At 64.0% G+C, this 21,714-nt stretch carries 21 protein-coding genes; 6 read left to right on the forward strand and 15 right to left on the reverse strand.

All coding sequences use genetic code 11. The features are described 5' to 3' along the window. Positions 1–160: 160 nt before the first annotated feature. The gene (locus AB7Z56_RS12350; RefSeq protein ID WP_085405648.1) at positions 161–970 is read left to right on the forward strand and encodes an extracellular solute-binding protein; all 810 of its coding nucleotides are present in this window, start codon (positions 161–163) and stop codon (positions 968–970) included. Here the strand turns inward: AB7Z56_RS12350 and AB7Z56_RS12355 are convergent. From AB7Z56_RS12355 to pstS, 3 genes are all read right to left on the reverse strand, one after another. Beyond that, positions 944–1,642, reverse strand: coding sequence for an ABC transporter permease (locus AB7Z56_RS12355; protein ID WP_085405650.1), 699 nt, complete (start codon positions 1,640–1,642; stop codon positions 944–946). The genes AB7Z56_RS12350 and AB7Z56_RS12355 overlap by 27 nt on opposite strands. Then, on the reverse strand, positions 1,639–2,010 hold the full coding sequence (arsC, locus tag AB7Z56_RS12360) for an arsenate reductase (glutaredoxin) (protein WP_085405652.1): 372 nt from the start codon (positions 2,008–2,010) through the stop codon (positions 1,639–1,641). The genes AB7Z56_RS12355 and arsC overlap by 4 nt, the downstream gene beginning before the upstream one ends. A 182-nt stretch (positions 2,011–2,192) precedes the next feature. Then, positions 2,193–3,248: a phosphate ABC transporter substrate-binding protein PstS gene (gene pstS, locus AB7Z56_RS12365; RefSeq protein ID WP_085405654.1), complete on the reverse strand. Its 1,056-nt coding sequence runs from the start codon at positions 3,246–3,248 to the stop codon at positions 2,193–2,195. A 400-nt stretch (positions 3,249–3,648) separates the two neighbouring features. On the opposite strand from pstS, the gene AB7Z56_RS12370 reads away from it, so the two are divergent. The 4 genes from AB7Z56_RS12370 to AB7Z56_RS12385 all read left to right on the forward strand — a co-directional run bounded on the left by AB7Z56_RS12370 (position 3,649) and on the right by AB7Z56_RS12385 (position 7,863). Next, entirely contained in the window at positions 3,649–4,500 is an 852-nt protein-coding gene (locus AB7Z56_RS12370; RefSeq protein ID WP_085405655.1) for a 3-hydroxybutyryl-CoA dehydrogenase, read from the forward strand. 135 nt (positions 4,501–4,635) lie between these two features. Further along, positions 4,636–5,100 carry a group III truncated hemoglobin gene (locus tag AB7Z56_RS12375; RefSeq protein ID WP_085405656.1) on the forward strand — a complete coding sequence of 155 codons (465 nt, stop codon included), beginning with the start codon at positions 4,636–4,638 and terminating at the stop codon, positions 5,098–5,100. Between the two features lie 264 nt (positions 5,101–5,364). Beyond that, positions 5,365–6,018, forward strand: coding sequence for a ubiquinol-cytochrome c reductase iron-sulfur subunit (locus tag AB7Z56_RS12380; protein ID WP_354098257.1), 654 nt, complete (start codon positions 5,365–5,367; stop codon positions 6,016–6,018). Positions 6,019–6,135: 117 nt separating this feature from the next. Next, entirely contained in the window at positions 6,136–7,863 is a 1,728-nt protein-coding gene (locus AB7Z56_RS12385) for a methanol/ethanol family PQQ-dependent dehydrogenase (protein ID WP_441256261.1), read from the forward strand. Positions 7,864–8,028: 165 nt separating this feature from the next. Here the strand turns inward: AB7Z56_RS12385 and AB7Z56_RS12390 are convergent, their stop codons facing one another. The 7 genes from AB7Z56_RS12390 to xoxF5 all read right to left on the reverse strand — a co-directional run bounded on the left by AB7Z56_RS12390 (position 8,029) and on the right by xoxF5 (position 15,940). Continuing rightward, the gene (locus AB7Z56_RS12390; protein WP_085405658.1) at positions 8,029–8,289 is read right to left on the reverse strand and encodes a hypothetical protein; all 261 of its coding nucleotides are present in this window, start codon (positions 8,287–8,289) and stop codon (positions 8,029–8,031) included. Between the two features lie 55 nt (positions 8,290–8,344). Continuing rightward, entirely contained in the window at positions 8,345–10,657 is a 2,313-nt protein-coding gene (locus AB7Z56_RS12395) for a xanthine dehydrogenase family protein molybdopterin-binding subunit (RefSeq protein WP_085405660.1), read from the reverse strand. Between the two features lies 1 nt (position 10,658). Then, complete coding sequence (locus tag AB7Z56_RS12400) at positions 10,659–11,111, reverse strand: (2Fe-2S)-binding protein (protein WP_085405661.1); 453 nt, start codon at positions 11,109–11,111, stop codon at positions 10,659–10,661. A 650-nt stretch (positions 11,112–11,761) separates the two neighbouring features. Then, positions 11,762–12,325 (reverse strand): S-(hydroxymethyl)glutathione synthase, encoded by a 564-nt coding sequence (gene gfa / locus AB7Z56_RS12405; RefSeq protein ID WP_063981977.1) that lies wholly within the window; start codon positions 12,323–12,325, stop codon positions 11,762–11,764. Positions 12,326–12,358: 33 nt separating this feature from the next. After that, entirely contained in the window at positions 12,359–13,468 is a 1,110-nt protein-coding gene (locus AB7Z56_RS12410) for an S-(hydroxymethyl)glutathione dehydrogenase/class III alcohol dehydrogenase (RefSeq protein WP_014493614.1), read from the reverse strand. Between the two features lie 57 nt (positions 13,469–13,525). Beyond that, positions 13,526–14,047 carry a c-type cytochrome, methanol metabolism-related gene (locus AB7Z56_RS12415; RefSeq protein ID WP_085405662.1) on the reverse strand — a complete coding sequence of 174 codons (522 nt, stop codon included), beginning with the start codon at positions 14,045–14,047 and terminating at the stop codon, positions 13,526–13,528. Between the two features lie 81 nt (positions 14,048–14,128). Then, positions 14,129–15,940 carry a lanthanide-dependent methanol dehydrogenase XoxF5 gene (gene xoxF5 / locus AB7Z56_RS12420; RefSeq protein WP_063981978.1) on the reverse strand — a complete coding sequence of 604 codons (1,812 nt, stop codon included), beginning with the start codon at positions 15,938–15,940 and terminating at the stop codon, positions 14,129–14,131. Positions 15,941–16,453: 513 nt separating this feature from the next. Between xoxF5 and AB7Z56_RS12425 the strand changes: the two genes are divergently transcribed. Beyond that, the gene (locus tag AB7Z56_RS12425; protein ID WP_014493617.1) at positions 16,454–17,422 is read left to right on the forward strand and encodes a helix-turn-helix domain-containing protein; all 969 of its coding nucleotides are present in this window, start codon (positions 16,454–16,456) and stop codon (positions 17,420–17,422) included. Between the two features lie 40 nt (positions 17,423–17,462). Here AB7Z56_RS12425 and AB7Z56_RS12430 read toward each other — a convergent pair whose 3' ends face one another. The 5 genes from AB7Z56_RS12430 to AB7Z56_RS12450 form a co-directional block, all read right to left on the reverse strand. Then, positions 17,463–17,888 (reverse strand): hypothetical protein, encoded by a 426-nt coding sequence (locus tag AB7Z56_RS12430; RefSeq protein ID WP_063981979.1) that lies wholly within the window; start codon positions 17,886–17,888, stop codon positions 17,463–17,465. 134 nt (positions 17,889–18,022) lie between these two features. Continuing rightward, positions 18,023–19,024, reverse strand: coding sequence for a Bug family tripartite tricarboxylate transporter substrate binding protein (locus AB7Z56_RS12435; RefSeq protein WP_085405664.1), 1,002 nt, complete (start codon positions 19,022–19,024; stop codon positions 18,023–18,025). Positions 19,025–19,124: 100 nt separating this feature from the next. After that, on the reverse strand, positions 19,125–20,147 hold the full coding sequence (locus AB7Z56_RS12440; RefSeq protein ID WP_085405665.1) for an FUSC family protein: 1,023 nt from the start codon (positions 20,145–20,147) through the stop codon (positions 19,125–19,127). Positions 20,148–20,427: 280 nt separating this feature from the next. Then, positions 20,428–21,357, reverse strand: a complete 930-nt coding sequence (locus AB7Z56_RS12445; RefSeq protein ID WP_085405667.1) for a substrate-binding periplasmic protein — start codon at positions 21,355–21,357, stop codon at positions 20,428–20,430. After that, complete coding sequence (locus AB7Z56_RS12450; protein ID WP_085405669.1) at positions 21,354–21,710, reverse strand: c-type cytochrome; 357 nt, start codon at positions 21,708–21,710, stop codon at positions 21,354–21,356. The genes AB7Z56_RS12445 and AB7Z56_RS12450 overlap by 4 nt, the downstream gene beginning before the upstream one ends. Between the last annotated feature and the right edge of the window lie 4 nt (positions 21,711–21,714).

The raw sequence follows: 21,714 nt of genomic DNA on the forward strand, positions 1-21,714 counted from the left end.
GAGTTGCCGCGCCGATCCCCGATACGCTTCCTTCGACAGCGAAGGAGAAAAGACGTGATCCGCAAGACATACCCGGCCGCTGATCCTGCGCCGAACGTCGGACTTCCCTGCGTCATCCTTCCCGCCTAAGTTCAGACGTCTGGGGAGTGAGGACAGCGCAATGAGAAAGCTTGCCGCCATCGCAGCGGTTCTGGTCTGGTCGACATGCGCTTACGCGCAGGATCGCACCATCACCGTGGCCTCGACGACGTCGACGGAACAGTCGGGCCTGTTTGGTTACCTGCTGCCGCTGTTCTCGAAGGCGGAGGGCATCGAGGTGAAGGTCGTTGCCGTCGGCACCGGCCAGGCGCTCGACATCGGGCGGCGCGGCGACGCCGACGTGGTGTTCGTGCATGACAGGCCGGCCGAGGACAAGTTCATGTCCGAGGGGCAGGGCGTGAAGCGCTTCGATGTGATGTACAATGACTTCATCATTGTCGGTCCGAAGAGCGATCCCGCAAAGATCGCCGGCGGCAAGGACGTCACTGATGCGCTCCGCAAGATCGCGGCGGCGAAGGCAACCTTCATCTCGCGCGGCGACAAATCCGGCACGCATGCGGCCGAGCTGAGATTGTGGAAGGAGGCGGGCGTCGATATCGGCGCCGGCAAGGACAGCTGGTATCGCGAGATCGGGCAGGGCATGGGTCCGGCGCTGAACATGGCCTCGTCGTCGAACGCCTATCTTCTGTCGGACCGCGGCACCTGGCTGTCGTTCAAGAACCGGGGCGAGCTTGCCGTCCTGACCGAGGGCGACAAGCGGCTGTTCAACCAGTATGGCGTCATGCTGGTGAATCCGGCGACGCATGCGAATGTGAAGGCGAAGGACGGACAGGCCTTCATCGACTGGCTGGTTTCGCCGAAGGGGCAGGATGCGATCGCCGGCTACAAGGTCGGCGGCGAGCAGCTATTTTTCCCCAACGCGTCCCACTAGCAGGAAGGCGACGGTCGACACCGCCACGCTGAGCGCGAGCAGGATCAGCCCGAGCCCGAGTGCCAGCGGCAGGTCGCCCTTGCTGGTCTCCAGTGCGATCGCCGTCGTCATCGTGCGCGTGAAGCCGCGGATGTTGCCACCGACGATGATGATGGCGCCGACCTCGGCGATCGCGCGTCCGAACGCCGCGAGAAAGGCCGTCAGCAGCGACGTTCGGCCGAGCGCGAACAGCAAGCCGATGCTGCGCAGCGTCGATAGTCCGTCGATCCGCGCGAGGTCGCCATACTCGGCCCAAAGCAGGCTCGCCGGCCGGTGCACCAGCGCGACCACGATAGGGGTCGCGAGCAGGGTCTGCGCGATCACCATGGCGGTCGGCGTGAACAACAGTCCGGCTGCCCCGAGCGGGCCGGACCGCGACAGCAGAAGATAGAGCGCAAGCCCGACCACAACCGGCGGCAGGCCGAGCAGCGCATTGGTCAGCACGATGACGACCTGCCGCCCACGGAATCGGGTGATCGCGAGCAGGGCCCCGAAGGGCGCGCCGATCAGCAGCGCGACGATGCCGGCGGTCAGGCTGACACGAACCGACAGCGCGACGATGCCGAGCAGCTCGGCGTCGGCCTCGCCGATCAGCGTGAGCGCGGCGCCGATGGATCGCGCGAAGTCGTTCATCCGGCCGGACGCTGTTGCGCCGGCAGGAGATCAAGCACCAGATCCGAAGGGCGGCAAAGCCTGACGCCGTTCGGGGTCACCACGATCGGCCAGTTGATCAGGATCGGATGTACCATCATCGCTTCGAGCCGCTGGTCATCCGTCAGTGCGGGGTTGTCGAGCCCGAGCTCCGTATCGGGCGCCGCCTTTTCGCGGACCGCCTCGCGCACCGAAATCCCCATGCGCGCGATGAGCTGCTGCAACAAGGTTCGCGAAGGTGGCGTCTTCAAATATTCGACCGCGTGCGGCTCGATGCCGGCACTCCTGATTGTGGCGAGCGCGCTGCGCGACGTGCCGCAATCGGGATTGTGGTAGATGATCACGTCCATTCGAAAGCCCCCGGGCCTGGACCTTCGCGCGTTCTCGCCGCTGCGAGCCGGCAACAGGCCTTTCGCAGGACTAAATCACGATTCACGGCGAGATTTCCAGAAGGATCGCGGTCGCGTGGCTGGCACTGGGAACGTGGATGCCCGGGGCAAGCCCGGGCATGACGGCCGCTCGTTTCCAGGCTTCAGCGCTTGACGTTAGCCGAGGCCGAGACCGTGGGGTTTGTCTCGATGCTCTGCTGCCAATAGCGTTCGATCTGGTCGACCAGGGCAGGCGGAAGCGGCACGTAATTGAGCGTCTCGGCCTGCGCCTTTCCGTTCTCCAGCGACCAGCGGATGAAGTCGATGGCCGCTGCCGATCGTTCCTCGGATTTCGGCGCCTTCGGCATCAGCACGAACGTCGTGGCCGTGATCGGGTAGGCGTCTTCGCCGGGCGCGTTGGTGAGCACGAGGTGGAAATCCTTCTCCGCCTTCCAGTCCGCACTCGAGGCCGCTGCCTGGAACGATGCGGCGTCCGGGACGACGAAATTGCCGGCGCTGTTCTGCACGACGCCAAATGAGATTCTGTCTAGCCGTTGCAGCGCGTAAGTGTATTCGAGATAGCCGATCGAACCGGGCACGAGGCTGACGAGCGAGGCGACGCCGTCATTGCCCTTGCCGCCGAGACCAAGTGGCCACTCGACCGAGGTGCCTTCGCCCACGCTCGCCTTCCACTGCGTGCTGACCTTCGAGAGGTAGTTCGACCAGTTGAACGTCGTGCCGGATCCGTCGATGCGATGAACCACCGTGATCGCGGTGTTCGGCAGCCTGATGTCGGGGTTGATCGCGCGAATGGCCGGATCGTTCCATGATTTCAGCTTGCCGAGATAGATGTCGGCGAGCATCTGGCCGGTGAAGCGGATCTGGCCGGGTTTGACTCCATCGATATTGACCACCGGCACGACGCCCCCGATCACGATCGGGAATTGCATCATGCCGAGCCTGTCCAGCTCCTTGGGATCAAGCGGCATGTCGCTTGCGCCGAAGTCGACGGCCTCTTTCTTGATCAGGCCGACGCCGATGCTCGAGCCGACCGCCTGATAGCTGACAGTGTTGCCGGTCTTCGTCTTGTATGCGTCGATCCATTTCGCCATCACGGGCGAAACGAAGGTTGAGCCGGCGCCCTTGGTCTCGGCCGCCAGGCTTTGCGTGGCGACGAGCAGAGCGGCGAGGATGACGGGAAGTGCAATATGTTTTTTCATGTGCGCGACGCTAACAGGTAGGGCACGAGGCTGATGTGGGCTATGTCACAATAGCGTCGCGAGGCATTCGCGCTGGCCATTGCGCATCAATTACACCACACCGTTAGCGACCACCGCATCGTCCGATTGATGTAGATCAAGGTGGTCCAAGCGGGCCGGGCTCAGCCGTCCCGCGGAAAAGCGCCGGGGGTAGAGCACGCGCAAATTTCGGGAAAATCGCCTGTCAGACCGCCAAATCATGCCATTTCGCGACCGAATGGCGGCTTTATTCCCGCCTGGGATGCTTTAAGGAAGGGGCAGGATCGGGTCGCACCCGCCTGTTGGCGGTGCTAGACCTGATGCAGGAACAATGGGGCCGGGCCGCTACTGGCACACTCGCAAGGATGAAGGATAAGAGGCAATGATCAACACGGTTGGCATCATCGGGGCAGGGACCATGGGGAACGGCATCGCGCAGATTTGTGCCGCGGCCGGGCTCTCGGTCGTGATGGTCGACATCTCCGATGCGGCGGTGAACCGCGGGCTGTCGACCGTCGGCGGCAGCCTCGAGCGCCTGGTCAAGAAGGAGAAGATGTCGGCGGCCGATCGCGAGGCGGCTCTCAAGCGCATCACCGGCACCACCGACCGCGCGAAGCTCGCCGATTGCGACCTCGTCATCGAGGCCGCGACCGAGAACGAGGAGCTCAAGGTCAAGATCCTGAAGGACCTCTGCGCCACGCTGTCGCCGCGCACGCTGCTCGCGACCAACACCTCCTCGATCTCGATCACGAAGCTTGCCGCCGCAACCGATCGCCCCGATCGCTTCATCGGCATGCACTTCTTCAACCCGGTGCCGGTGATGGCGCTGCTGGAACTCATCCGCGGCCTGCAGACCTCCGACGACACCCACGCCAAGGCGCTGGATTTCGCCAAGCGGGTCGGCAAGGTGGCGATCACGGCCAAGAACAGCCCCGGCTTCGCCGTCAATCGCATCCTGTGCCCGATGATCAACGAGGCGATCTTTGCGCTCCAGGAAGGGATCGCGACCGCCGAGGAGATCGACGCCGGCATGAAGCTCGGCTGCAACCATCCGATCGGGCCGCTGGCGCTCGCCGATCTCGTCGGGCTCGACACCATGCTCTCGGTGATGGAGGTCTTCTATAAGGGCTTCAACGACCCCAAATACCGTCCGGCCCCCTTGCTCAAGGAAATGGTCGATGCCGGCCATCTCGGCCGCAAGACCGGGCAAGGCTTCTACACCTATAGCGCCTGATGGCGCGGGCGGCGGGTGCTCTGCATCCGCCGCCCGATCCCCGCAATTTGCGCTGCGACAAAGACGCCGCGTGCAATTGGCCCGACAATGTCGAACGGGCGGCCTGCGGGAACAAATGAACGGATAACGAAGGACATGTCGGATCGACTGAAGGCCGAGCGCGAGGCGGCGGCCGCGCGGCGGAACCTGCTGACCCAGGATGCGATCGAGCGCACCGGGATCACCGAGGAGATGATCGGGGAGCTCGTCACCCGCTTCTACGGACGCGTGCGCGAGGATGCGCTGCTGGGGCCGGTCTTTGCGATCGTGCAGAATTGGGACGAGCATCTCGCCAAACTCAAGGATTTCTGGTCGTCGGTCGTGCTGATGAGCGGCCGCTATCATGGTTCGCCGATGCGGGCGCATGTGCCACTCAGCCTGGTCGGCAATCATTTCGACCGCTGGCTCGATCTGTTCGAGCAGACCGCGCGCGAGGTCTGTCCGCCGCCGGCGGCCGCGCTCTTCATCGACAAGGCGCGACGTATCGCCGACAGTTTTGAGATGGCGTCGGCGACCATCGCCGGCCGGATCGCTGCGCCGCGTCACGTGCTCCGGTCCTGACGACAGCAAATCTGCCTGCAAAACGTGCAGTTGTGTCGCTCTGAGGTTGTGCTGCGCGGCCAATAACGCGTTGCACCAATTCCCGCATCATCGGTCTGATCTGCAAAATCATCATGCCGATCGCGCGACGCGACGTTGCAATTGCAAATATGCGCTGGAACGCATTCATTTGCGTTCAACCAAAGCGAGCAAAGACATATTGATGCGCTGCGGCGCCAACTCTCCGCCTTTTTTTCGGCAGAGTTCCAGCGCCTGCTAGCGTGCATGTCGCGCGCATCATTCAACACCACTCCCTCATCGTACGAGAGCACCGCGGAGTCTGAAGTCGACGCGGGTACAGAACAGACGCGGCGAACGCTGCTGCTTGGCGCGCTCGCCACGACCGCCTGCCTTGGTTGTTCCACGCAGGCGCGCGCGGGCGAGGATCCGCCAGGCTCCGACGAACGTCCGCAGAAGGGTGATCTGCTCGTCTTCTCCGAAGGCGAACAGGAGGGAAAGCTCATCACCGCGGCCGATCTCCCGGCCGGTGGACCGCCGGTTCACGCTTGGCCGAAGGATCCCAACACATCGGTGGTGCGCAGCGCCTCGCGCCTCAACGAAATCCTGATCATCCGGCTCGATCCCGCCGAGCTTGACGAGAAGACCCGCGCACGTGCCGTCGACGGCATCCTGGCCTATTCGGCGATCTGCTCGCATGCCGGCTGTCCCGTCACCGCCTGGGTCAAGAGCGATGTCGGCGACAAGGACGTGTTCAAGTGCATGTGTCACAACTCCGAATACGATCCCCGCGAGGGCGCGCAGGTCGTGTTCGGACCGGCGCCGCGGCGGCTTGCCGCGCTGCCGCTCGCGCTCGCTGACGGTTCGCTCAGCGTTGCCGGCAACTTCATCGGAAAGGTAGGTGGCGTGCAGCCAGGATGACGGACGGTGCGGGTTGTGCCCGCGTCACGAGAGGCCGCATCCGCCGATGGGCGGACGACGGGACGAACGACAAGAATTCAAAACAAGAATTCAAACGGATGAAAAAGGGGAACGTTCATGACCAGGAAGCAATGGTTACTGTCCGGCTTCGTCGCCTTCACGTGCCTTGTCTCGACCGTCGCCGTCGCCGGTCCGATCGAGAACTACGCGCCGGTCACCCAGCAGCGGCTGGAAAATCCGGAACCCGGCAACTGGATGCTCTATCGGCGCACCTATGACGGACAGGGCTACAGCCCGCTCGACCAGATCAACACCTCGAACGTCAAGAATCTCACACCGGTCTGGACCTTTGCCACCGGCGTGGTCGAAGGCCACGAGGCGCCGCCGATCGTCAACAATGGCGTGATGTTCGTAACGACCCCGATGGGGCAGGTGATCGCGCTGAACGCGAAGACCGGCGACGAATATTGGCGCTACAAGCGGCAGCTTCCCGACGACCTCTTTCAGCTGCATCCGACCAACCGCGGCGTCGGTCTCTGGGAGGACAAGCTTTATCTCGCCACCACCGACGACCATGTTGTCGCGCTCGACGCCAAGACCGGCAAGGTGGTGTGGGACACCAAGGTGCAGGACTACAAGAAGGGCCAGTACATGACCCTGATGCCGCTGGTCGTCGAGGGCAAGGTCATCGTCGGAGGCTCCGGCGGTGAACTCGGCGTGCGCGGTTACGTCGCCGCATACGATGCCAAGGACGGCAAGGAGTTGTGGCGCACCTTCACCATCCCCGGCGAGGGCGAGCCCGGTCACGATACCTGGCAGGGCGACGACTGGAAGACCGGCGGTGGCTCCGCCTGGATGACCGGCAATTACGACAAGGACACCAAGACGATCTACTGGGGCGTCGGTAACGCCGCGCCATGGCCTGGCGAGACGCATCCCGGCGACAATCTCTACACCTCCTCGGTGCTCGCGCTCGATCCCAGCAATGGGAAGATCAAGACCTACCACCAGTACCACCAGAACGATTCCTGGGATTGGGACGAGGTCGAAGCACCGATCCTGGTCGACCTGCAACGCGAGGGTCGCACCATCAAGAGCCTGATCCATCCGGGCCGCGACGCGATCTTCTGGGTGCTCGAGCGCACCCCGACCAAGATCAACTACGTCGCAGGCTGGCCCTTCGTCGCGACCGATGTCTGGAAGGGCATCGATGCCGAGAGCGGCAAGCCGATCGTCGATCCTGCGCACAAGCCGGTCATCGGCAAGCGGGTCGAGTTCTGTCCGTCGCTGTGGGGTGGCAAGGACTGGCCGTCGGCGGCCTACAGCCAGAGGACCGGCCTCGTCTACGTGCCCGCCAACGAGAATTTCTGCGGCGGCTTCACCGGAGAGAAGGTTCCGCTCAAGGCGGGCGAACTCTGGCTCGGCACCAAGCCGGAGGACATCGGCCTGACGACGAAGCCCGGCGCCGATCATTTCGGCGAGCTCCAGGCCTGGGATCCCGTCACTGGCAAGAAGGTGTGGCAGCACAATTTCCCGAAGTCGCAGTTGTTCGGCTCGGTGACGGCGACGGCAGGCGATCTCGTCTTCGTCGGCGGCACCAACGACCGCAACTTCCGCGCCTTCCACGCCAAGACCGGCGAACTCTTGTGGGAGCAGAAGACCAACTCCGGCATCATGGGCATGCCGGTGTCCTATGAGATCGACGGCACGCAATACATCTCGATCCAGTCGGGGTGGGGCGTGGACGCGCAACGCATCCAGGATGCGCTCGCGACCAACAATATCGGCATCGAAGCCAATGTGCCGCAGGGCGGCGTCATCTGGGTGTTCGCGCTGAAGAAATAAGCTCCGCGGGCGGATCGCAAGAAGCGGAGCGGTGAGGGGGCAATGCGGCGGATGCCAACATCCGCCGCATTTTGCCATGAGATGGGATGGTTACCCGCGCCACAAACTCGTCATGGCCGGAGCAAGCCCCGCCATGACGATGGGAAAACGTCTGCGAGCGCCAAGTTACTTCCCCTGCCGATCAACCTTGTCCTTTTCCTTCTGGTTCATCTCCTGAACCTTCGGATCGGAGCTGGTCTGCCCGGTGGTCTGCGTGGTCGAAGGCGGCGGGGCGCCGACGTTGGGAAGCGAGTTCTGCTCCGGCGCGGTGGGGCGCGTGGCGGTGGTCGGCGGGGTGGTGTTGCTTTGAGCGAACGCAGCCGTGGTCGTCATGAAAAAGGCGCCCGACAGCAACGAGACTGCGAGCGCCTTTGAGATGTTGGTCATCGATCTGCTCCTGTCAGATCGATGGAAACGGCGCGAGGCCGCTCAATGTTCCGTCTTAAGCCTCCAATTGCTTGCCGAGCGGAAGGCTGCGGATACGCTTTCCGGTCGCGGCGAAGATCGCGTTCATCAGCGCGGGCGCGAACGGCGGAACACCGGGCTCGCCGACGCCGCTCGGCGGCGTGTCGGGTCCGGGCGGGACGATGTAGACGTTGGTGACAAGAGGAGATTCATCCATCCTGAGGACCTGGAAGTCGTCGAAGTTCTTCTGCTCCACCTTGCCGTCCTTGAAGGTGATCGCGCCGTATTTGGCGACGCTCAGCCCCATGATCGCCGCGCCCTCCATCTGCGAGGCGATGCGCTCGGGGTTGACATAGGTGCCGCAGTCGATCGCGGTGTCGACCCGCGGCACCGTCAGCGTGCCCTTCTCGTCGACGGCCACCTCGACGATGGTCGCGATGTAGCTGACGAAGCTGCGGTGCACGGCAATGCCGAGGCCGTGGCCTTTCGGCACCTGACGGCCCCATTCGCCCTTCTCGGCGACCAGCTCGACCACCTTGCGGAGACGCGCGGTGTCGATCGGGTAGCTGTCATAGGGCTCGCCGTAGTTCCACATGTCCTTCACCGCCGGCTTGACGATGCGGGGACTGCCGATCAGCGCGAGCAACGTCTCCTTCTGGTCGCGCCCGGTCGCCTGCGCGATCTCGCCGACCATCGACTGCACCGCAAAGGCCCGCGGGATGTTCGAGACCGAACGGAACCAGCCGATGCGGGTGAACGCCGCGGCTTCCGGGTTCTCGCAGGAGATGTTGGCGATCTCGAACGGCATGTCGACGAGGCCCATGCCGAGCTCGAAGGGTGCCTGGTGGTTTGCACCCGCGGCGAAGGTCGAGGCGATGCTCGGGGCCACGCTGCGGTGGCGCCAGGCGATCACCTTGCCGTTCTTGTCGAGCCCTGCCTCGATCCGCTCGACCGAGACGGTGTGCAGGAAGTCGTGACGGACGTCGTCCTCGCGCGTCCATTGCACCTTCACCGGCGCGCCGAGCTCCTTCGACAGCAGCGCGGCCTCGAGCGCGAAGTCGCATTTCGACTTGCGGCCGAAACCGCCGCCGAGCAGCGTGACATTCACCGTGACGTTGTCCTCGGGAATGCCGAGAGTCTTGGCGACGTCCTCGCGGGTGCCGCCGGGACTCTGCACCGGCGCCCAGATCTCCGCTTTGTCACCCTTGACGTCGGCGACCGCCACCGGCGGCTCCATGCTGACATGGGCGAGGTGCGGCAGATAGTATTCGCCGACGACGACCTTGTCGGCGCTCTTCAGCGCAGCGTCTGCGTCACCCTCCTGGCGTACGACGAGGCCCGGTTTGCGCGAGGCTTCCTCGAGCTCCTTGCGATAGGCGACCGAGTCGTATTTGCCGTTGGCGCCGTCGTCCCAGGTCAGCTTCAGCGCGTCGCGGCCCTTGATCGCCGCGCCGGTGTTGCGCGCGATCACCGCGACGCCGCCGAGCGGCTGGAATTTCGACGGCCACGGCCAGCCGCGCACCTGCATCACCTTCTCGACGCCGGGGACCTTCAGCGCCGCGTCCGGATCGAACGAGACCAGCTTGCCGCCGGTCACCGGCGGGCGTGCGATGACCGCATATTTCATGCCTGGCAGGCGTACGTCGGCGCCGTAGCGCGCCTTGCCGGTGGTGATGTCGTGGAGATCGACGATGCTGATCTGGCCCTTGCCGAGATAACGGAAGTCCTTGGGGTCCTTCAGCTTGAGGCCTTCGATGCTCGGCACCGATTCTTTGGCTGCGTCCGCGGCGAGTTCGCCGAAGCCGAGCTTGCGGCCGCTGGCGCTGTGGACGACCTCGTGGTTGACGGCCTTGACCTCGGTCGCCGGCACGCCCCAGCGCTTGGCCGCGGCCTGCTCCAGCATGGTGCGGGCGGAGGCACCGATCTGGCGCATCGGGATCAGATAATGCCGCGTGCTGCGGGAGCCATCGGTGTCCTGGTTGCCGAACTTGACCTCGTCGCCATGGGCCTGCTGCACTTTGACCCTGGACCAGTCAGCCTCCATCTCCTCGGCGACGATCAGCGGAAGGCTGGTGCGCACGCCGGTGCCCATTTCGGCACGATGGGCGAGGATGGTGACGGTGCCGTCGGGAGCAACGGCAACGAAGACGCGCGGATCGACCACGACGCCGTGCGGCATCTTGCCGGCGCCGGTCTCATAGGCAAACGCCTGGCGCGACATCACGGGGGCGGCGAGCACGAAGCCGCCGGTGACGCCGAGCCCCTTCAGGATGCTTCGGCGCGAGACCTTCTCGACCCGAATGTTCTTCTCGAAGCCACGAAGCTTCCCGGGTTTGTCGATGAAATTCATGTCACACTCCCGTCGATGCGAGATGGACTGCGTTCTCGATGCGCTGGTAGCAGCCGCAGCGGCAGATGTTGCCGGCCATCGCTTCGCGGATCTGGTCGTGTGACGGCTTGGGATTCTCCATCAGCAGCGCTGCGGCCTGCATGATCTGGCCAGCCTGGCAGAAGCCGCATTGGGGCACGTTGACCTGGCGCCAGGCCTTCTGGACGGGGTGGTCGCCGTTCGGATGCAGCCCTTCGATGGTGGTCACCTCGCGCCCGGCGACGTCGTTGATCGACGTAATGCAGGCGCGCACGGCCTCCTTGTCGACGATGACGGTGCAGGCGCCGCACAGGGCCTGGCCGCAGCCGAACTTGGTGCCGGTCAGGCCGGCCTCGTCACGCAGGAACCAGAGTAGCGGGAGATCCGGGTCGCCGTCCCAGCTCTGTTCCTGGCCGTTGATCTTCACCTTGATCATGATGGTCCCTCGCTCTTCATAAGCTTGTCGATTGAACATTGCCGACACAGGTCGGCGCACTGCCCGTTTCGTCGTGTCGTCGCATCCCGGCCTGTTCTCCTGCGCGGGCAGATCCCGGCAGCAAGCAGGAATGCGAATCGTGATGTCCGGATGTGCTCGATACCTCCCGTCTTATTCTTGATTGATTGAATTCGCGCGGCATCGTGACGACGCGATCGTAGCAGAGACCGCGCCGGCCCGGCGTTCACAGCCGGGTGTTGTTGAAGGGAAAAGTTGCAACGAAGGTTTGTCAAAAGCAGGGCGCGGCATCACACCCCTGCGCCTGCGAAATGTGCACGACGAAAAAAGCTTCGTCCGGCAGAGACTGCGCGGACGAAGCAGGATGCCTCAGTCGAGGGAGGGAGAACGCAGCGGCGCGGACTTCGAGGGGGAAGTGGGCGGCACTGCGCAGTCATTCAGAGACCAGGACTGAGGAGCTCATCTGAGGAGCTCATGGCGCTCGCGTCTGCCTCGTGCGATGCGGCGGCATCGCAGCGATTTGGTCGAGGGCCGGACCGTCCGGCTCGCTGGCGATGGTCGGGGCCAGCGAGCGGACGGGCACGGCGAAGGTCTGACGGCCTTGTTCAGGCGGCCTTGTCAGGCAGCCTTGTTTAGGCGGCCTTGGCTTTCGCCACGTGGGTCGCGATCGCGTCCATCAGCGCCGGCGATAGGCAGTCATAGGGCTCGAGCCCGATTTCCTTCAGCCGCGAGCGGATGCCTGCCATCTGTTCCGGCTTCACGCCGGATTCGATCACGGAGGAGACGAAGGCGGCGAATTGCGGCGCCTGCGAGCCCTGCTCCTGGAACAGCTCGGGATGGATGAAGTCGAGGCCGTAGAACGGATGGCCCTTGTTCTCGATGCGGCCGTACATGTGCGTGCCGCAGGCCTTGCAGGCGTGGCGCTGGATCACCGCCGAGGGATCGACGATCTGGAGCTTGTCGCCGTTCTCGGTCACGCTGACGTTCTGGCGTGGCACCACGGCGACCACCGAGAAGTTCGCGCCTTGCGGCTTCCAGCACTTGGTGCAGCCGCAGGCGTGGTTGTGGGCGACGTCGCCCTTCACGGCGACCTTGACCGGGTGGTCCGTGCATTTGCAGACCAGTGTGCCGCCGGCAAAGCTGCCGCTGCCCTGTTTGACGCCGTTATCGATCGAGGGATGGAGTGCAACAGTCATGGGTCGATCCTCCTTGGGTGTGACGCTTTCGAGCTAGAACACGACGACTGAACGGATGGATTTGCCCTCGTGCATGAGGTCAAAACCCTTGTTGATCTCCTCGAGCTTGAGCACGTGGGTGATCATCGGATCGATCTGGATCTTTCCGTTCATGTACCAGTCGACGATCTTGGGCACGTCGGTGCGGCCGCGCGCGCCGCCGAAGGCCGTGCCGCGCCAGTTGCGCCCGGTGACGAGCTGGAACGGGCGGGTGGCGATCTCCTTGCCGGACTCGGCAACGCCGATGATGATCGAGGTGCCCCAGCCGCGATGGCAGGCTTCCAGCGCCTGGCGCATCACGGTGGTGTTGCCGGTGCAATCGAAGGTGTAGTCGGCGCCACCGTCGGTCAGGTTGACCAGATGCGCGACGATGTCGCCGGTGATCTTCTTGGGGTTGACGAACTCGGTCATGCCGAACCGGCGGCCCCAATCCTCCTTGGAGTCGTTGATGTCGACGCCGATGATCTTGTCGGCGCCGGCCATCTTGGCGCCCTGGATCACGTTGAGGCCGATGCCGCCGAGGCCGAACACGACCACGTTGGAGCCCGGCGTGACCTTCGCGGTGTTGACGACGGCGCCGACGCCGGTGGTGACGCCGCAGCCGATGTAGCAGCTCTTGTCGAACGGCGCGTCCTCACGGATCTTGGCGACGGCGATCTCCGGCAGCACGGTGAAGTTCGAGAAGGTCGAGCAGCCCATGTAGTGGTAGACCGGCTTGCCCTTGTAGGAGAAGCGGCTGGTGCCGTCGGGCATCACGCCCTTGCCCTGCGTCGCGCGGATCGCGGTGCAGAGATTGGTCTTCTGGCTCAGGCAGCTTTTGCACTGCCGGCATTCCGGCGTGTAGAGCGGAATGACGTGGTCGCCCGGTTTCACCGAGGTCACGCCCGGTCCGATCTCGCGGATGATACCGGCGCCCTCATGACCCAGGATCGACGGGAAGATTCCTTCGCTGTCGAAGCCGTCGAGCGTGTAGGCGTCGGTATGGCAGATGCCCGTCGCCTTGATCTCGACCAGGACTTCGCCGGCCTTCGGTCCTTCCAGATCGACTTCGACGATCTCGAGTGGTTTCTTGGCTTCGAAAGCAACGGCGGCACGTGTCTTCATCGTAAACTCCTCAAATTCTCGCAGGACGCCACGAGGTGGTATCGGTCCTGGTAACCTTCATTTCTTGCCCATGCAGGCGTCTTCCGCCTTGGTGTAGGTCTCGTTCTTTTCATCCTTCTTGGAGGGACGTTGACGGCCCCACGCCTCGTCGGAGCGGGCGCGCAGATAGACGTAGAGATCGTCCATGTAGCAGGCGACGTTCGGGTTGTCGCCGAAGGCAGGCATGACGTTCTCCTGCGCGGTCGAGATGTTCTTGCGACCGGAGGCGACGACGCCGAGGAAGTCGCCATAGCTCATGGTCTTGACCGAATCCTTCAACGCCGGTGCGTAGGTGGATCCCATGCCGTCGGGGCCATGGCAGACGTGGCAGTCGGAGTGATAGCGGCGATATCCGGAATAGGTGAACCAGTCCACGGTGCCGTCGGCCGAAATCTTGTAGGTCGGGTTTCCTTCCTTATCGAGCCACTTTCCGTCGTCTTCCTTCTTGACGGCGGTCGGGGCGCCCGGACCGTCCGCAACGGCAATTCCTCCCGAGGTCACGAAGATGGTCGCAGCGATGACAAAGCAGATTTTACGCAAGAGATGATCCTCGAAGGCGTTCGGTGGAGACGAGCCGGCGCGTGGAGTTGATCCACGCGCCGGAGCGACACGAAGGTGAGGCTAGTTCGCTGCTGGCAGCGAGAACACGGTCAGCGTACCGCCGAGTGCCGTGTAGTTGCTGAGAGCCGCGTAGCCACCGACTGCGCCGAGACCGGCGGTCGGATCGGTCAGACCAGCTGCCAGACCGATGCCGGCCCAGCCGCCCACGCCGGAGAGCACTGCGACATACTGCTTGCCGCCGTTCTCATAGGTGGTGACGTTGCCGATGATGCCGGAGGGAGTCTTGAACTTGTAGAGCTCCTTACCGGTCTTGGCGTCGACCGCCTTCAGGTAGCCTTCGAGCGTGCCGTAGAACACCACGCCGCCGGCGGTTGCGAGCGCACCCGACCAGACCGAGAACTGCTCCTTGTTCGACCAGACGATCTTGCCGGTCTTGCCGTCCCAGGCGATGAAATTACCCATATGGGTTTCACCCTGCGGCGGATACATCGAGAGCGTCGCACCCACATAGGGCTGGCCCGCGGTGTAGCTCACCTTGAACGGCTCGTAGTCCATGCAGACGTGGTTGGTCGGAACGTAGAACAGCTGCGTGTCCGGCGAGTAGGCTGCCGGCTGCTCGTCCTTGGTACCGAGCGCGGCCGGGCAGATGCCCTTGGTGTTGTGATCCTCGCCGCCCTTTTCAGTCGAGGCCGCGTCGAGAACCTTCGGGCGGCCATAGGTCGGTGAGTTCTTGTCCATGTCGACGCCGGAGGTCCAGTTCACCTTCGGGTCGTATTTCTCGGCGACCAGCAGTTCGCCGGTGACACGATCCATCGTGTAGGCGAGGCCGTTGCGGTCGAAATGGGTCAGCAGCTTGCGCGGTTGGCCGTTGATCGACTGATCCGAGAGGATCATTTCGTTGACGCCGTCATAATCCCACTCATCGTGCGGCGTCATCTGGTAGACCCACTTGGCCACGCCGGTGTCGGCATTGCGGGCCCAGATCGTCATCGACCATTTGTTGTCGCCTGGACGTTGCTTCGGGTTCCAGGTCGAGGGATTGCCTGATCCGTAATAGATCAGGTTCAGCTCAGGATCAAAGGAGATCCAGCCCCAGGTGGCGCCGCCGCCAATCTTCCACTGATCGCCCTGCCAGGTCTTGAGGCTGGAGTCCTTGCCGACCGGCTTGCCGAGAGCGGTGGTCTTCTCGGCATCGACCAAGATTTGATCATCAGGCCCTCCCGAGTAACCGCGCCAAGCCAACTTGCCCGTTTTGAGATCGTAAGCCGTCATGTGAGCCTGGACGCCAAACTCGCCACCGGAAATGCCAACCAGGACCTTGTCCTTGACGACGAGCGCCGCAGAGGTTCCGGTCTCGCCCTTAGTGGGATCGCCGTTCTTCACAGACCAGGCGACCTGGCCGGTCTTGGCGTCGAGCGCAACCAGCGTGGTGTCAGCCTGATGCAGGATGATCTTGCCGTCGCCGTAAGACAGGCCGCGGTTGACCGTGTCGCAGCACATCACCGGGATGACGTTCGGATCCTGCTTCGGCTCGTACTTCCAGATGATCTTGTTCTCGTTGGAAAGGTCAAGAGCATAGACCTTGTTCGGGAACGGTGTATGGACGTACATCACGTTGCCGATGATCAGCGGGCCGCCTTCGTGGCCGCGCAGCACGCCGGTGGAGAAGGTCCAGGCGACCTGGAGCTTGCCTACGTTTTGTGCGTTGATCTGGTTCAGCTTGGAATAGCGGGTATTGGCGTAGTCGCCCGCCGGCATGACCCAGTCTTTTGGATTCTGCGACATCTTGATCAGCTCGTCATTGGCTGACGCGCTGCCGACGGCGAGCATCGCCGCGGAGCCAAGATAGGTCGCCATTAGCACCTTGCGCATAGTCATTCCTCCGTTGGTCTCGTTTATTGTTTCCGAAGCATTGCTTAATCACCGGGCTTCTCGTCCGGCGTCTGCTCGTGCAGGGCGGTCACGTTTGGGACCAGAAACGATGCTGTGCTGTTTCCTCCTCCGGATGAGAGCTACGGGTCCACGTGCAGGAGAGGCCCGTTTTTTTTGTTCCTGCCGCAATCCCTAACGACTTCGTCATCGGGAAACTTGCCCAAGAGGGAAGCCGGTTTGCTTGACAGCGCACGGACGCGAAGTTTTTGATTTTGCAGTAGCGAATTCAGCGGCTTCCGCGCGGCTTCGCGGCGCCTTCGGCGCTCAGGTTCCCCTTGACGGCGCTGCAACTAAGGCGGAGGATTAACCGTCAAGGGTGGCAATGGAACGATCGCGCTCGTTGCAAAAGACCGCTCAAATTCGAGGTAAACGTCACGCAATCATAGCTGAGGGCTCCAGCAGCGCTGGTTGCGATTCGCGTCGAATCTGCAGATGAAACCAGCGGCTGGATTAATGTCCGACACCATTCACACGCTCTCGACGACCGGCCTGACGCCGAAGCGGCAGATCCAGAGCTGGATCGACGGGCTGACAAGCCTGTGTGGGCATTTCGACGTCGATCCGCTCGAGGCGTCCTCGCTCGAGGGCCGCATCGACTACACGAGCGTCTCGCGCCTGAAGCTCTGCCAGATCGAGGTCAGCCAGCATCGCATCGCGCACACGCTGGCGCGCGCCAAAGCCAATGAACACCCGTACATCAAGATCCACTTCCAGACCTACGGCGTGTCCTATTTCGAGCAGGAAGGCCGCCACATCGAGCTGAACCCGGGCGACATCATCGCCTATGACGTCTCGTGTCCGCATTCCATCATCAGCCCTGCCTTCACCCGCCACGACGTGGTGATCGTGCCGAAGGCCTTGCTGCGCGACCGTGGATTCCCGTCGCAGCGGATGCCGGCCTGCAAATTGTCGGCGAAGACCGGGACGGGGAGAATCGCCCATGATTTCGTCCATGCCACCTTCGACGAGGCGGCCAAGCTGTCGGCGAACAGCGCGGTCGGTGTCGCCGATTCGCTGATCGACCTCTTGCTGCTGCCGTTGCGCGAAGCGGACACGATGTTCGATCGCGTCGGGCCCGAGGCGATGTATGTGCGCGCGCAATTCTTCATCCGCGAGCACCTGCGCGATCCGGATCTGTGCATCGACCAGATCTCCGCCGAGCTCGGCTGCTCCAAGCGCTATCTGCACATGCTGTTCTCCGAGCGCGGCACCACGGTGAGCGACTACATCTGGCAGGCGCGCCTGCAGAATTGCCGCCAGGAGCTCGAGGCGCACGGCGGCAAGACCATCACCGACGTCGCCTTCTCCTGGGGCTTCTCCAGCTCATCGCATTTCAGCCGCGTGTTCCGGAAATATTTTGGCGTGGTGCCGTCCTCGATCCACAAGGCCCAGCAGGGCGCCGCGGCCTCGGGCGAGCATTAGGCGAGCGCCGCAGCCGACGCAGGCCGCGCGGCGATATCTCTCAGGCCGATATGGCGACGTAGGGAATGCTGGTCACGAGAGCGACCAGCAGCACCGCGTTGCCCAGCATGCCGCTCCAATGCAGCCGGCGCAGCCGGTGCGGGGCCTCAGCATCACCTGCGTCCCTCGCGCGGAGCTGGTCGTCGATCCGTTGCATGAACCAGCGGCGTCCCCAGATCGCCAGGGCCGCGAGCAGGCCGACGCCCATCGCGGCGACCAGGCGACCGTCGAGCAGGAAAGCCAGCGCCCCGATCACGCCGGCGACGCGCATCACCAGAAAATGGGCGTTGAACATCCCACGCAATAGCTGGGCGACGGGCTGGATATCGAGCTTCACCAGCAGGAAGGCGGGCGAGGCCAGCGTGAAGTAGCCCATCGGAAAGAGCAGAGTGATCATGACGGCAACGGCGACGCCATCCGGTGTCATGCGATCGGCCTTTCTTGTCCGCCGGTGAGGGGGCCGGCACCGGCGCACAATCATAGCGGGAAAATGCGCTTCCGACACTAGGCTTTGGTCGGATGCCGGGCTCCGATGGGACAGCCCCGTGCGCCGCGGAAGGTTCAGGCCGGCTCGAGGCCGAGCGACCGCGCGCTCTCGATCCAGATCGGCAACTCGTGCTGATACAGGGCATTGGTCTCCTTGAAGCCGATGGCCGGCTCGAGCACGAAGGTCGCGAGAACCTCCTTCACCTTCGGATCGCTGTTGGCGGCGACGCAGAGCGCCGCTAGGCGGTCGACCACCGGCTGCGGCGTCGCCTTCGGCACGGCCCAGCCGGAGAAGCCGCTCACGGTGAAGAATTTCGACGTTGCGCCCTGCTCCGGGAGGGTCTTGATGGCTGGGATCGCGTCGACCTTCTTCGAATGCACGGCGAACACGGTGCCACGGTCGCTTTGCAGGACGGACTGCGCCGCCGTGTAGCTGCCCATTGCGGCATCGAGCGTGCCTTCCAGCATCCCCGTCCACATCGGCGCTTCGCCGCGGTAGTGAACCGGCTCGATGGAAAGACCGTACTGCTTGTTGAGCTCGTTGATCGTCATGTGCGGGGCCGAGCCCGCGCTATAGGTGCCGAAGTTGACCTTGCCGCTCTTGCGCGCGAAGGCGACGAAATCCTCCAGCGTCTTGACCCCGGTCTTGGGGTTTGCGACCAGCAACAGGCCGGCGCCCGGAATGACGCTGACCAGCGTCAGATCCTTGTCCATGTCGTAGCCGGGATTCTTCATCACGACCCGGTTCATGATGTAGGTGGTCGAGATCGAGCACAGGATGGTGTGGCCGTCGGGCTCGGCGCGGGCGACCTCTGCGGTGCCGATCGCGCCGGAGGCGCCGGGCTTGTTCTCGACCACGACGGTCTTACCGACCTGCTTGGAGATGAATTCGCCATAGGCGCGCGCGAGCAAATCGGTCTGTCCGCCGGCGGGATAGCTGCAAATCATGCGGATCTGCCGCGAGGGCCAACTGCCTTGCGATGCGCCTTGCGCCGAGGCGCCGCGCGCGATGAAGGGCATCGCGAGTGCGCTGGTACCGGCGGTGATGAAGTGGCGGCGATCGAATTTTGCGGGCATGATTCCCTCCTGATTTTTGCCGACCCTACTGCATCAGGCTGGGGTGGCAGGCGAGACAGATTGGCGCATTCGACAAGGCCGCGCGGTGCCCATTTGCGCGTCATCCGGGCGATCGGGTCTTCCGCATCACCCGCAGCCAGACGATCTCGGTCAGGGCCACCGCAATCAGGCCGAACGTGCCGCCGATCAGCACGTTGACGATGCGCTCCTCGGCGATGCCGCTGGCGCCGCCGGCAAAGGATGCGGCGAGCGCAATGAAGAAGCAGCGCAGGCCGAAGCCGACGACGTAGCGGGAGAACGAGATCAGGGTGAGGGTGGCCGCCAGAATCGCGATGGCGTAGCCGACGCGGCTTTGCGACAGGGCAAGGCCCGGGAGAAAGCCGAGCGGCACGCCGACGAAGGCGCCGATCGCCCGCTGCTTCAGCTTGCCGGTGGACGCTGTGAGGTCGCCGACCACGACGCTTGCGGCCGACCACATCACCCATTGCCCCTGCGCGAGGTTGAAGATCTCGACCAGGGCGGCTGCGGCAAAGACCGCCATGGCGGTTGCCGCTGCGGGCAGAAACCAGTCGGTCGCGGGCGGTCCGAACGAGGTCGCGGCATTGCCACGCTGCCGCTGGTCGTAAACCTGGATAGCGCAGACGAGCGCCAGCGCGATCGGAGAGGAGGCGATGATCACGCCGGCATGACGTATCGCTTCCGAGGCGCTCACGCCCTCCCGCACCTCGCAGGCGAGATAGACGGCGGGGATGAACACCCAATTGCCGAGCGTACGGAAATGTTCGCCGTAGCGCGTCCCCGCCACCGCAAGGAAGCCGGCGAGCGCCGTCAGCACCACGAATAGCGGCTTGACCGGAGCTGCAAGGAAAAGCGCGGCAAAGGTGACGAGAATGGCGAGATAGTGCCACGCGACGACTTTTGGCGGAAAGTGCTGCCTGAGCGCCGGAATGAGTAGCGAGACCGCGACGAGCCCCAGGTTCAGCAGCGCCGTCTCGCGCGAGATGAAATAGGCGGCGACCATCGGGCCGACGACGATCAGCGCGCGCAGGAGCTCGCCGGTCTTGACTTCGCGGGAGAGGAGATCGCGCAGGTTGGTGGCGGAGGGTGTCGTGGGGGGATTCACGGGGCACCAAAGGGGCGAACGAAACACTATGCATACCACGGAAATGTGGTCGGCACTTTGGCGTGTGGAGCGACGGTCGCGCCACACCCTCGCTGTCATCGCCCGGCTTGACCGGGCGATCCAGTATTCCAGAGGCGCTTGCGATTGAATCGAGAGGCCGCAGCGTACTGGATGCCCCGCCTGCCGCCTACGCTAAAGCTTCGGCGCCCCTAGACCTCAGCCCCGGCGTAGCCGGGTCGCGGGGCATGACACCGGTGATGTGGTGGCACGTGAGGCCACCTCACCTTTGAATGATCTTCGCCCAGACATCGCCGAGCACCGCAGGCTCGCGCGGCGGCAGATAGGTGAGGCCGGCCTGCTTGCCGAATTCGGCGATCTTGCCTTCGGCAGCAAGGCTGGTCAGCGCCTTGTTGACCGCGTCGATCAGTGCGCCGTCGCTGGCCAGCCCGACATAGCCGCGATTGGCGCCGATCGGATAATAATAGCCCGACGCGGTGATCGTCGTGTCGGGATGCGCGGCGCGGTGGGCATCGAAGCGGCCGAGGTCGATCAGCGTCGCGTCATAGTCGCCGCGCTGGAGCGCGCCGAGGAGATCGTCGCGGCCGGGGACGAGATGGGTGATGCTGTCGATCAGGCGGCCCTTGTCGAAGGTCATCAGAATGGCATCGCCCAGCGAGCCGCTCTCGATCGCAAGGCGAAGGCCGCCGAGATCGCCGATGTCGCCGATCTTGCGGCCCTGCGCTTTCGGCCCGAGTACCACCGTCATCGGCGAATAGACGTAAGGCTGGCTGGGCACAAGCACGCCGAGCGCGACGCGGCGGCGCCGGTCGTCGCGCGTGGCCCCGGCGAAGTCCGGCAAGCGTGCCGTCTTCATGCCGGGCTTGACGAGGGAATCCGTCGTCAGCGCATAGCCGCCGACCAGCGAGCAGCGCCCGTCGGAGAGCAAGGCGTTGGCCTCGAGCTGCGGGCTCGAATCCTCGTCCAGCTTGCTCTCGAACCACTGGATTGTCAGCGGCCGGCCGATCCGGTCCGCGATCGCCTGCGCCAGCAGTACGTCGAAGCCTGAATCCGGTTTGCCCTTGTGATGCACCGAGAGCGGAGGCCGGTCCTCATCGAGGCAAACCTTCAGCGGCTCGTCGGCCGCACGCGCGGCGGTGGTCGCCGCCGCGAGGATCGCGGCAACGCTCCATGCGGCGAGCCAGGGTCTCATGGCTTTCTCCTGCTCGAGACGAAGGCCCAGAGATTGCCGATCTCGTCGTCGCTCAAAATGTCGGCCCAGGGCGGCATCTTGTTGTTCTTGCCGTTCTTCACCGTGGTGACGAAGCGCGTCTTGTCGTCGGGAAAGGCGCGCAGGTCCGGCGTGATGGTGCCGGAATTCATCATGTTGGGGCCGTGGCAGTGCGAGCATTTCGAAGTATAGGTCGACTTGCCATAGTCGATCTGTGCCTGCACGGGATTGCCGGTTGCATCGTCCGCGGCACGAACGGTCGCCGCAAGCGCGACCGTCAGCACCGCGACGGTGGCGACCGTCGCCACCGTCTTGTGAGAGATGTCCTTCAGCATCGGG

Source organism: Bradyrhizobium sp. 482_C4_N1_8 (assembly GCF_052075965.1).
Taxonomy (GTDB): domain Bacteria; phylum Pseudomonadota; class Alphaproteobacteria; order Rhizobiales; family Xanthobacteraceae; genus Bradyrhizobium; species Bradyrhizobium barranii.